A 12,801-nucleotide genomic window follows, 5' to 3' on the forward strand; every position below is an offset into this window, starting at 1 on the left:
ACGTATTAATTTTAATTGTTTGAATTTATTAATGTATTTCTATATTTCTAACGGAGAGGGAAAGCGAGGGGCTATGCAGAATTTTGCGCAGTGTGCAAAATTCTGCATAGCAAATTTGCGTATCAGGAACCCGAAGGGTCGATGCCGTACTCTTGTAATTTATACATCAGGGCGCGTCGGCTAATCCCCAGCATCAAGGCCGTGCGGGTGCGGTTGCCGTCCTGACTGTCGAGGACTTCGAGGATAATGCGTTTTTCCTCACGCTTAATCTCTTCTTTCAGATTGCGCTCCCCGGAGTGAGTCGGTTTTGTCTCTGTCGTGGCGCTCACCGGGTTGCGGAAAGCGTCGGGGAGATCGTCGGCAAAAATTATCGCGCCAGTATTCATAATGACGGCACGTTCGATGACGTTTGACAGTTCACGAATGTTACCCGGCCAGGACCAGGCGGTTAGCATCGACATTGCCGTCGGGTCGATCTCGATAATATCGCGCTGATTTTCAGCGCTGAATTTTTGTAAAAAGTGGTTGGCGAGTAAGGCAATGTCTTCACGACGCTCGCGTAAGGGAGGCAAAGTTAAATGGATAACGTTGAGCCGGTAAAACAGGTCTTCGCGAAACGTTCCTTCCTTCACCATGGTTTGCAGGCAGCGGTTGGTGGCGGCGACGATACGAATATCAACGCGAATGGTCTGGTGCCCGCCGATGCGTTCAAACTCTCTCTCCTGCAAAATACGCAGCAGTTTGGCTTGTAACACCAGCGGCATCTCACCAATTTCATCAAGCAACAGCGTTCCCTGATGAGCGCGCTCGAACAACCCCTGACGCAACGTCTGCGCCCCGGTAAAAGCGCCTTTTTCGTGACCAAATAGCTCGCTTTCCAGCAGCGATTCTGGCAGAGCCGCGCAGTTAACTTTGATAAATGGGCCATTGGCGCGTTTGCTGTTGTAGTGAATGGCGCGGGCGATCAGCTCTTTTCCTGTGCCGCTTTCACCGCTTATCAGAACATTGGCCTGTGAGAGGGCGATTTTCGCCGTGTCTTTACAGATATCCATCATACGCGGACTGTTGGTCAGAATATGCCCCCACTGCCAGCTGGTGCTCAACGCTTTGTGTAGATTGCGGATTTCCTGTTTCATCTCCTGCAGTTGCAATGCGCGTTGAATCACCATGCTAAGCTCGTCGAGATCAAAGGGCTTAATCACGTAATCAAATGCGCCGCTACGTAGCGCTTCTACGGCGGTTTCGACTTCGGCATACGCGGTCATCAGAATGACGGGGATGCGTGGTTGCTGGGCGCGCATCACTTTCAGCGCGTCGATGCCGTCCATCTCCGGCATACGAATATCCATCAGCACGACGTCAGGCTGCGTTTCGCTAAACAGGCTCAGCGCGGCTTTCCCGTCGCTGGCGCAATGCGTTTCATGCCCTTGCAGGGAAAATGCGGTGGCAAGCATACGGCGAACATTTTCTTCATCATCAACGATGAGAATACGGTATGTCGTTTTCATTCTGACGGATTTCCCAGCGGGTTAAGAGGTAAAATCAGGGTAAATATCGCCCCACAGCCAGGCTGGCTGGTTACGTGGATATCCCCCTGATGCGCATTGATGATGCGCTGGCTCAGCGCCAGTCCAAGACCCGTGCCTGACGCTTTCGTTGTAAAAAAGGGATCGAATATTTTCTTCTGAATGGCGAGATCGATACCATTGCCATTATCTTCAATCATCACGGCCTGTTGTGAGGCCGAGTATTGCCAGGTGCGAATGCGAATTTCGCCTCGCGCAGCGATCGCCTGTACTGCATTGATTAAAATGTTGAGGATCACCTGCTTGAGGAGTTCGCGATCGGCGACGATCGGCGGCAGGCTGGGATCTAGTTCCGTGGTAAAACCAATCCGTGCCTGAAGGCCGGCGGTTTGCACCAGGATTAGCGTCTCTTCAATCAACGCATTGAGCTGAATCTGCTGCCACTGGCTTTGTCGCGGACGTGAAAAATCTAACAGCTGTTGAATAACTTTATTGATGGAATCAATTTCGTTAAGCACAACAGATAAATACTCCTGATGTTCCGGCAGGGAGGTTTGCTGGCGGATGATCTGGACGTAGCCACGGATTGCGGTCAGCGGGTTTCTCACTTCATGCGCGACCCCGGCCATCAGTTCACCCAGAGTGGCGAGCCTTTCGGTTTGCGCCAACCGACGCTGGGTCTCTTTCCGGGCGGTTAAATCGGAGAAAATAACCAGCGCGCCAATCAGTTCGCCGTGTGCGTTATGGATCCGGCTGGTGGTAACACTTATCTCAATGGTGCGTTCACGTCCCGGAAAGCTAATCTCCTGAGCCACGTGCTCAGTACCGTGCTCGAGAGTATCCAGTACCGGGCTATGAAACTGCGTGTTGGCAAACAGCGTCGCATAAGACTGCCCCACCAACTCATGCAGCGAGTAGCCCGTTATCTGCTCTGCCGCCGGGTTCATGGTGGTGACGTCACCTTGTCTGTCGATGGCGATCACACCATCTGCGGCATTTTCAATAATCAGATCGTTGAGGGTTTTGGTGTCCCGTAGCGTTTGCGCCAGCGCATTAACGCTACGGCTGATTTGTCCCAACTCGCCGGGGAGTTCAGGCAGTCGGGCGGGCGTTTTTTGTGCCAGCGTTGAGAGTCCATCAGTGATAATGTCGATATTCGCACTGAGTCGGCGTGAAAAATGCACGATCAACAGCAGGCTAAAGATGAGCCCGGTAACCAGTACGGCAATTATCCTGACGTCCATTCTCCAGGCCTGCTGGCGAATATCTTGGGTTAGTTCATTGGCCCAGATATACCCAATAACCTCTCCCTGGCGCTCTATTGGGATCATGGAGTTGAGTATGTCGCCACGAACCTGTCGCCCTGAATAGACCACTGGCGCATTGCTACTCATTACTTCGCGTCCCGGATGATCGTCGGTGATAGTGATACCTACATTGCTCTGATACAGCGCAGAGGGCGCGTAGGTGATAATGGCATCCAGCGCTTTGTGGTAATACCCTGCGCCAACGCCGGGAAACGCCCGGGTAATTCGCTCGGTAACGGGAGCTAACTCATGATTAAGCGCCCGAATGCGCTCTTCGCGCGGCAGGTTATCGTAGTCGTTAAAGCTGTCGCCCAGCGCATCGTTTAGCAGCGCTATGACTGATGACAGTTTTTTCTCTTTTTCAGATAAGACTGCTGAACGGCCTTCAGTTTCTACGATATAACCTATGGATATCGTCGGAATGATGACCATCAGAATGGCCATCATGATCATTTGGTTGCGTAATCGTCGTGGATATAACCGACGAGCCAGCCATCTCAGGTCGCGCATTCTGACATCCGTGCAGTGTGTTTCAGGCAAACGACGATTATCACGGGTTAAGACAACGGTTTCAGAGCGGTGTATCATATTCCCGTAAAGAGAGGGCATTGCGACGCCGGACATTTACCGCTACCTTAACCACACTCTATTAATGCCCTGAGGCGGAGCTTCGCCCCTTTGAAATACCTTGCTTCCGTTCATTCAACCCTAAAAGTCTCACGCTACCTGTTCAGAGCGTTGGCGCTCCTGATCTGGTGTCTGATCGCTTTTGCTTCTGTGTTCTACATTGTGAACGCGCTGCACCAGAGAGAGTCTGAGATCCATCAGGAACTTAACCTCAGCTCCGATCAGGCCCAGCGTTATATCCAGCGCACATCGGATGTTATTAAAGAGCTGAAATATATTGCCGAGAATCGCTTAACGGCGGAAAACGGCGTGATGTCGCTGCGGGCGCGGGATGACAAAACCGTCGTACCTAATTTTGAGCCGCTGTTTGCCGACTCCGACTGTTCGGTGATGGGCAACGCCTGGCGAGGTTCTCTGGAGTCGCTGGCGTGGTTTATGCGCTACTGGCGCGACAATTTTTCTGCTGCCTATGATTTGAATCGCGTATTCCTGATCGGCAGCGATAATCTCTGTATGGCGAACTTTGGTCTGCGTGAGATGCCCGTCGAACGTGACCAGGCCCTGAAAGCGCTGCATGAGCGCATTATTAAGTATCGCAATGCGCCGCAGGATGAAAACGGTAATAACCTGTTCTGGATTAGCCAGGGGCCGCGTCCTGGAGTGGGCTATTTCTATGCGCTGACGCCGGTTTATCTTGCCAACCGTCTGCAGGCGCTGCTGGGCGTGGAACAACCTATTCGCATGGAGAACTTCTTCACGCCGGGCAGTTTGCCGATGGGGGTGACCATTCTCGATGAAAATGGTCATGCGCTGATTTCGCTCACCGGCCCTGAGGGGAATATTAAGGCTGAACCACGCTGGATGCAGGAGCGTTCCTGGTTTGGCTATACGCCGGGTTTTCGCGATCTGGTGCTGAAGAAAAATCTCCCGCCGTCATCGCTGAGCATTGTGTACTCTGTTCCGGTTGATCTGGTGCTGGAGCGGATCCGCATGATGATCCTGAACGCTATTCTGCTGAATGTGCTGGTCGGCGCGGCATTGTTTATGCTTACGCGTATGTATGAGCGGCGTATTTTTATTCCTGCGGAAAGCGATGCTCAGCGCCTGGAGGAACACGAGCAATTTAACCGTAAAATCGTGGCTTCCGCGCCGGTGGGAATTTGTATTTTGCGCACGCTGGATGGCATTAACATCCTGAGTAATGAACTGGCGCATACCTATCTGAACATGCTGACGCACGAAGACCGGCAACGGTTAACGCAAATCATCTGCGGCCAGCAGGTTAATTTTGTCGATGTGCTGACCAGTAACAATACCAATCTGCAAATCAGCTTTGTGCATTCGCGCTATCGCAATGAAAACGTGGCAATTTGCGTCCTGGTTGACGTCAGTGCGCGCGTTAAAATGGAAGAGTCGTTGCAGGAGATGGCCCAGGCGGCGGAACAGGCGAGTCAGTCCAAATCGATGTTCCTTGCGACAGTGAGCCATGAGCTGCGTACGCCGCTGTATGGCATTATCGGTAACCTCGATTTGTTGCAAACCAAAGAGTTACCCAACGGGGTGGATCGCCTGGTGACGGCGATGAATAACTCTTCCAGCCTGCTGTTGAAAATTATCAGCGATATTCTCGATTTCTCGAAAATTGAATCTGAACAGTTGAAGATTGAACCGCGCGAGTTCTCACCGCGTGAAGTGATGAGCCATATTACGGCAAACTATCTGCCGCTGGTGGTGCGTAAGCAGTTGGGATTGTACTGTTTTATCGACCCGGATGTGCCCGTCGCGTTGAATGGCGATCCTATGCGTTTACAGCAGGTGATCTCCAATTTGCTGAGTAACGCGATCAAGTTTACCGATACCGGCTGCATTGTGCTGCATGTGCAGTGTGACGGTGATTACCTCAGTATCCGTGTGCGTGATACCGGGGTGGGTATCCCCGCCAAAGAAGTGGTCCGTTTGTTCGATCCTTTCTTCCAGGTGGGCACTGGCGTACAGCGTAATTTCCAGGGAACCGGGCTCGGTTTGGCTATCTGTGAAAAACTGATCAGCATGATGGATGGCGACATTTCCGTTGATTCAGAACCGGGAATGGGCAGCCAGTTTACGCTCCGTATTCCTCTTTATGGCGCCCAGTATCCGCAGAAAAAAGGCGTAGAAGGACTGGCTGGCACCCGTTGCTGGCTGGCGGTGCGCAACGCATCGCTGTATCGCTTTGTCGAATCCAGTCTGATGCGTAACGGGGTGACGGTGCTGCGTTATGAGGGGCAGCGCCCGGATGCTGATGACTTGTTGGTTGCCGACGATGTGCTGGAACAGGCGTGGCAAGGACGTGCCGCGGTGATTTTCTGCCGCCGCCATATTGGGATTCCGTTGGAAAGGGGGCCAGGGGAGTGGGTGCACAGCGTGGCGTCACCGCACGAACTGCCCGCGCTGCTGGCGCATATTTACAGCGTTGATCTGGGGAGTGAAGAACTCTCGACGGCGCTACCCGCTCCGGATAAAGTCGGCGCTACCAACGATGACATGATGATACTGGTGGTCGACGATCATCCTATCAACCGGCGTTTACTGGCCGATCAACTGGGATCGTTGGGATATCAGTGTAAAACGGCGAATGATGGTGTCGATGCCCTCAATGTACTGAGTAAAAACCATATCGACATCGTGCTGAGCGACGTCAACATGCCAAACATGGATGGTTATCGCCTGACTCAGCGCATCCGCCAGTTAGGTTTAACGTTGCCGGTTGTGGGCGTGACGGCAAACGCGCTGGCTGAAGAGAAGCAGCGGTGTCTGGAATCCGGTATGGATAGCTGTCTTTCCAAGCCAGTGACATTAGATGTATTGAAGCAAACGCTGACGGTCTATGCGGAAAGAGTGAGGAAGGCGCGGGGATAAAGATGCCGGATAGCGGGGTTTGCCTTACCAGGCCTACGGAACAAACTGTTCGTAGGCCTGATAAACGCAGTGCCATCAGGCAGTTAATTACTCTTTATCTGAAGGACTCAGCGTCACGGAAGAGAGGTAATTCAACAGCGCGATATCGTTTTCCACACCGAGTTTCATCATCGCCGATTTTTTCTGGCTGCTGATGGTTTTAATACTGCGGTTGAGCTTTTTGGCAATTTCAGTCACCAGGAAACCTTCGGCAAACAGGCGCAGAACTTCGCTCTCTTTCGGTGACAGGCGTTTGTCGCCATAGCCACTGGCGCTGATTTTTTCCAGCAGCCGAGAAACGCTTTCCGGAGTAAATTTCTTCCCCTTTTGCAGCGCGGCCAGCGCTTTCGGCAGGTCTGTTGGCGCGCCTTGCTTCAGGACAATCCCTTCAATATCGAGATCCAGTACCGCGCTCAGGATGGCCGGGTTATTGTTCATGGTCAGCACAATAATCGACAGGCTCGGGAAATGGCGCTTGATGTATTTTATTAACGTGATCCCATCACCGTATTTATCTCCCGGCATGGAGAGGTCGGTAATCAACACATGAGCATCTAACTTAGGCAAATTGTTGATCAGTGCTGTGGAGTCTTCAAATTCGCCGACAACATTAACCCACTCGATCTGTTCAAGTGACTTACGAATACCGAACAGTACAATCGGGTGGTCATCGGCAATAATTACGTTCATAGTGTTCATGTATTGGGCTACCTTGCTACAGCAAGCTCTTGACGTATGCGTCAATGTCGCTGATGTATTTTTCTATACCTGGAGCATCTTTCTCTTGAATAAGATGTTCCAGCGCTTCACATAACTGCTTGCCGGGTACCAGATTAAGCATGGCAAACACGCCTTTCAGGCGATGAGCCGTTTGGGCTAACGCAGCGAAATCACTGATTGCTGCCTCAGTATACAACCTCTTAACATCATCCGGTACTGTGTCTACAAAGAGTGCATAGTAACCGCTGGCATGAAGTTCGGCGTTTGCATCTCCGCCGAGGGGGAGCTCCTGGAGCTCTTCTTGTGCCAACTGCTCTTCTATCAGCTCGAGGACAGCTTCCTGCATAGCATTGCTCATATTAAAGTTGACGCGCAGCTGACCGGGGCCAATTTTCCGTACGCCAGACTCATCATCGCTTAAAAGCAAGCCCGAGGCAGTAAGATTAGACGGATTATCTGTTAAAAAGAGATCATATTCTTGACTATTCAACCGTTCGTCGGGCGTGATGCAGGTTGCCCCCCAGTTTTCCAGTTGACGTAATACAATGCTCCGTACGTCATTAGAGGTCACATCAACCATCACGCAGACGTCATCTAACAGGCGCTCTTCACTATCAGCATGTTGATCGTGCAGTGGCATTTTAACATGGACTATATAACGTGTTCCAAGCTCTTCCCGCGCTTTAATGTTCAGGTGTCCACCCAGCTTACGGGCTAACTGATCGCACAGCCAAAACGTTAACGGGTTGGCTTTGCCATAACGATCGCCTTGTGTGTCATTAATGAACGGGAAATGCAGGTTATCAACTTCCTGTAGCGTGACGCCTTCCCCGGTATCCAGAATGCGGAAGGTCAGACGTTCAGCTTCCGATTCATCCTGATCGACCTCCAGCGTGATTTTACCAATCTGCGTGGTGGTTACCGCATATTGAATCAGCAGCAGCAAAATACGACGCAGGGCATCGCGGTCGCCACGGCGTTCGTCATGAGCGCTAAGGTGATTTTTAATCAGTAGCTGCAGCCCTTTACGCTTAATGGCCGGCAACACCTCCGGGACCACGTCGTCAATCAACGCCTGCACGGAAAACAGCGTCGATTCACCTTTCCAGGCGTCGCTTTCCAGCAAGTTAGCCAACTGGATTTCATCCACCATGCGAACCAGAACGTCGGCCTGATTGGCCAGTTTTTGGCTGTCGGGGGTATTGAGCGCGGCGGCATTAGCAGCCAGTGTTTTAGCCGGGTCCTTCAGCGCATTACCAATATTCTGCATAAAGGCCGCGCGGGCCTGCTGGTTTTTCTCATACAGCCGCTGCGCTTGCTTCAACTTCTTATTAACCAGTACTTCACGGTCCTGGTCACGAATGATAAAGATCTGCGTTCGCGATGAGATCTGGCTGCGAAACAGCCTGATTTCATACAGTTCATTATTGATAGTGGCCTGAATGACGCCCTGATGTTGTTCCGCCATACTGGTAATATTTTGCAGATTTAAATGCGGCAGCAGGTGGTCGGCAATTTTATTGCTAATTACCGTGCGGTTGGCTTCTTGATCGTGCACCAGCAATCCCAGCGGCAGCAGGGAAACAATCTCTTCATTGATCGCACGCAGGATCCGCAGTTCATTATTTGCCGCATGATTTGGCGCCACTTCGGTTGAACGGGCAGGGAGGTGACGAAAGGTGGTATAACCAAACAGCGCCAGGGCCAGCAACGCGATGTTCAGTAACAGCGGCAGCAGAATGTTTTGCAGCGTATCGAGTAGCAATGAGCCAAATGGAACCTGCCAGACCAGCCGCATATCCGTCGTGTCCAGCGCCGATGAGATCTCAATTTTACTGTTGTTGAAGCTAATACTGACGCTGTCAGGCGACTCTTTTTCATTGACGTGTTCAGTCGTTGAACTGGCATCAGGGACCAGATGGAAACTGTCCAGCGGCATGCCGGCAGGGATCAGGTCATTAATCGGCAGGTCAAAGGCGACAACCGTTGCCAGATGTCCCGGCTGATTAAAGGTCGTGCGCAGCGTGAAGTAATGTCCGTTTTGCCAGACCAGACGGCGCAACGACGAGAAGCTTTCGCGCTCATCCAGCGCATTGGCCTGCTGCAACATTTCAGCGCGCCGGGAGTCGACAATATTACCGATCGTCGATTCCTTAAAGCCGGAAGTCAGATCTTTTAGCGGCAATGTTGAGATAAGGATCAGGCTATTGTCCTGACCATTAAGGTAATACATTGACCATGGAATATTTTCCGCGCCCCACAGCGTATCCAGATAGGTTGAGATTCGTTGGGTCATCTCCAGCGTAGAGCTGTCATGTGAGCCGAAAATCAGCGCCTCGGTTTTTCTGCGAGGTTTTTCAAGATAGTAGACATCTTGTTTCAGGCGAGTTTCCTGCAGCCCTTCTGCGCCAGGCGAGCTCGGCGTGGCGGCAATATTGTCATAAATTTGCCAGGTCACGTATCGCCAGGTATCGACCCTTTTATGAATGGCATGGGTGATATCGACAATCTGATAGCTCTTATCCTTTAGCCAGGTATTGACGGCGCTCTGGACCATGACGCCCATCATCACCAACAGCACCACGATCAGTAATAAGAAGTAACGGGTAATATTTCCCGGTAGGAGAGAGAATCGGGTAGAAGCCGTTGTGTCAGACTGACTCATTCGTGTTTATGACCTGTTAAACGACGCGAAAGTTGAAGGGGCAGTATAAAGGGTAATGTATGAATTGCCATACCTGGACCATGCAACAGAGTTTGCATTGTCTACGTCACATTTTGCTGCAACCCTTGATGGTGCAAAGGTGTACAGCGGATAATAACGGGTACAAATATTTTGTAGTGAATGTATACATTTAGCATTAAATAACAAGAAATTAATAATAAGGTTTATTTCTGATCTCGACGTGACGGGGTGATTAATAGACGTGATAGTTTTTCATCGGTAGCACAGAGCAGTCAGCTTTGTGTAAAGAAGAGTAAAAAAAAACCGAACGCAGAGCATTCGGTTGAAATAGGGGTAAACAGACATTCATGAATGAATGACGGTAATAAATAAAGTTAATGATGATAGCGAGTCTATTTTAGTTGCGAGTGAAGATTTTTTTTTATCATTCAGTGCTATGGTTGTCATTTGTTTAATTTATTGATTTATATATATTTTATAATGATTCTTGACTATTTGTGCTTATTCTCTCCATTTTCTTAATTAAAAAAAGTTCCCTTTTGTTAATATTTTGAAACATCTACATAGATAAATGAAACATCTTTAAAGTATTAGTATCATATTCGTGTTGGATTATTCTGTGTTTTTGCGGAGAATGAAGTTGCCGACTGGTTAATGAGGGTTAGCCAGTGAGCAGTGGCATAAAAAAGCAATAAAGGCATATAACAGAGGGTTAATAACATGAAAGTTAAAGTACTGTCCCTCCTGGTACCGGCTCTGCTGGTAGCAGGCGCAGCAAATGCGGCTGAAATTTACAACAAAGACGGCAACAAATTAGACCTGTACGGTAAAGTCGATGGTCTGCACTATTTCTCTGATGACTCTACTAAAGATGGCGATCAGACCTATATGCGTATCGGCTTCAAAGGCGAAACCCAGGTTAACGACCAACTGACCGGTTATGGCCAGTGGGAATACCAGATCATGGGTAACTCCTCTGAAAACGAAAACAACGCCTGGACCCGTGTGGCGTTTGCTGGTCTGAAGTTCGCTGATGCAGGTTCTTTCGACTACGGTCGTAACTACGGCGTGGTTTACGACGTAACGTCCTGGACCGACGTTCTGCCGGAATTCGGCGGCGACACTTACACTTCTGACAACTTCATGCAGCAGCGTGGTAACGGCTTCGCGACCTACCGTAACACCGACTTCTTCGGTCTGGTTGATGGCCTGAACTTTGCCATTCAGTACCAGGGTAAAAACGGTAGCCCGGAAGGTGAAGGTATGACGGGGGTGACCGGCAACGGTCGTGATGCACTGAATCAGAACGGCGACGGCGTTGGCGGATCTATCACTTATGATATCGGTGAAGGTTTCTCCCTGGGTACTGCAGTCACCAGCTCTAAACGTACTGACGAGCAGAACAAGCTGAACTTCGGTACTGGCGATCGTGCTGAAACTTACACTGGTGGTCTGAAATACGACGCGAACAACGTGTACCTGGCAGCACAGTACACCCAGACCTACAACGCAACGCGTGCGGGTAACCTGGGCTGGGCTAACAAAGCGCAGAACTTCGAAGCTGTTGCGCAGTACCAGTTCGACTTCGGTCTGCGTCCGTCCGTGGCTTACCTGCAGTCTAAAGGTAAAGACCTGAACAATGGTTACGGTGACCAGGACATCGTGAAATATGTTGATGTTGGCGCAACCTACTACTTCAACAAAAACATGTCCACCTATGTTGATTACAAAATCAACCTGCTGGATGACAACCAGTTCACCCGTGATGCTGGCATCTCTACCGATGATATCGTAGCACTGGGCCTGGTTTACCAGTTCTAATCTGCGTTCATGTTGTTAAAAGGCCCTGCGGGGCCTTTTTTAATGCTATTTTTTCGCCGTACAAACAACGATTTTTGGTGTACTCTTGCGCCCGTTCGCATGAGGATAATTACGTATGGAAATGAATTTTTATCGCGCAGCGCTAATAGCTGTGACGATCTTTTTTGTCGGGTGCGATGAGGCCCCGAAACCGGCTCAGGCCACACAATCCGCCACCGTTCTGGAAGGTAAAACGATGGGCACTTTCTGGCGGGTCAGCGCGGTGGGCGTGGATGCCAAACGCGCCAGGGAGTTGCAGGCGAAGATCCAGACTCAGCTTGATGCTGACGATCAGCTTCTTTCAACCTATAAAAATGATTCTGCCCTGATGCGCTTTAATCTGTCGAAAAGCTTGTCGCCGTGGCCGGTCAATGACGCTATGGCGGATATCGTCACGTCGGCGCTGAGAATTGGCGCGAAAACCGATGGGGCGATGGATATCACCGTGGGACCGTTGGTCAACCTGTGGGGTTTCGGTCCGGATCAGCAACCCGTGCACATTCCCACTCAGGCGCAAATTGACGCCGCAAAAGCGCAAACCGGACTTTCACATTTGAAAGTGATTAATGAGGCTCATCGGGATTACCTGCAAAAAGACTTGCCGGATCTGTATGTAGATCTGTCTACCGTTGGTGAAGGTTATGCCGCCGATCATCTGGCGCGACTGATGGAGCAAGAGGGGATCGCCCGTTATCTGGTTTCCGTTGGCGGTGCGCTAAACAGTCGTGGTATGAATGCGGAAGGCCATCCATGGCGGGTGGCGATCCAGAAACCCACCGATCGTGAAAACGCGGTGCAAGCGGTTGTCGACATTAACGGGCACGGCATCAGTACCTCCGGTAGCTACCGTAACTATTACGAGCTGGACGGTAAACGCCTGTCGCATGTTATCGATCCGCAAACAGGGCGTCCGATCGAACACAATCTGGTGTCTGTGACGGTGATAGCCCCTACGGCGCTGGAGGCAGACGGCTGGGATACCGGTTTGATGGTGCTCGGCCCGGAAAAGGCTAAAGAGGTGGTGCGTCGTGAAGGGCTGGCGGTGTATATGATTATGAAAGAGGGGCAAGGGTTTAAAACCTGGATGTCGCCGCAGTTTAAAAGCTTTCTGCTCAGCGAAAAAAATTAAAAAGCAAGA

The 12,801-nt window shown here is 50.7% G+C and carries 7 protein-coding genes; 3 read left to right on the forward strand and 4 right to left on the reverse strand.

Annotation, left to right across the window (positions count from 1 at the left end; translation table 11 throughout):
• Positions 1-122 precede the first annotated feature (122 nt).
• Both atoC and atoS read right to left on the reverse strand, forming a co-directional pair.
• Complete coding sequence (atoC, locus tag AC534G_RS08270) at positions 123-1,508, reverse strand: acetoacetate metabolism transcriptional regulator AtoC (protein ID WP_110497366.1); 1,386 nt, start codon at positions 1,506-1,508, stop codon at positions 123-125.
• Positions 1,505-3,343, reverse strand: a complete 1,839-nt coding sequence (atoS, locus tag AC534G_RS08275) for a two-component system sensor histidine kinase AtoS (protein WP_038643273.1) — start codon at positions 3,341-3,343, stop codon at positions 1,505-1,507. The genes atoC and atoS overlap by 4 nt, the downstream gene beginning before the upstream one ends.
• Before the next feature lie 168 nt (positions 3,344-3,511).
• Between atoS and rcsC the strand changes: the two genes are divergently transcribed.
• Positions 3,512-6,358, forward strand: coding sequence for a two-component system sensor histidine kinase RcsC (rcsC, locus tag AC534G_RS08280; protein ID WP_069323410.1), 2,847 nt, complete (start codon positions 3,512-3,514; stop codon positions 6,356-6,358).
• A gap of 87 nt (positions 6,359-6,445) precedes the next feature.
• Here the strand turns inward: rcsC and rcsB are convergent, their stop codons facing one another.
• Together rcsB and rcsD are read right to left on the reverse strand one after the other, a co-directional pair.
• Complete coding sequence (rcsB, locus tag AC534G_RS08285; protein ID WP_003027592.1) at positions 6,446-7,096, reverse strand: response regulator transcription factor RcsB; 651 nt, start codon at positions 7,094-7,096, stop codon at positions 6,446-6,448.
• 16 nt (positions 7,097-7,112) lie between these two features.
• Entirely contained in the window at positions 7,113-9,782 is a 2,670-nt protein-coding gene (gene rcsD / locus AC534G_RS08290; RefSeq protein WP_038642214.1) for a phosphotransferase RcsD, read from the reverse strand.
• A gap of 741 nt (positions 9,783-10,523) precedes the next feature.
• Between rcsD and AC534G_RS08295 the strand changes: the two genes are divergently transcribed.
• Together AC534G_RS08295 and apbE are read left to right on the forward strand one after the other, a co-directional pair.
• Positions 10,524-11,624 (forward strand): porin OmpC, encoded by a 1,101-nt coding sequence (locus AC534G_RS08295; RefSeq protein ID WP_038642212.1) that lies wholly within the window; start codon positions 10,524-10,526, stop codon positions 11,622-11,624.
• Between the two features lie 115 nt (positions 11,625-11,739).
• Positions 11,740-12,792, forward strand: coding sequence for an FAD:protein FMN transferase ApbE (gene apbE, locus AC534G_RS08300; RefSeq protein ID WP_069323411.1), 1,053 nt, complete (start codon positions 11,740-11,742; stop codon positions 12,790-12,792).
• Positions 12,793-12,801 lie beyond the last annotated feature (9 nt).

It is taken from the genome of Citrobacter sp. CRE-46 (assembly GCF_059615875.1).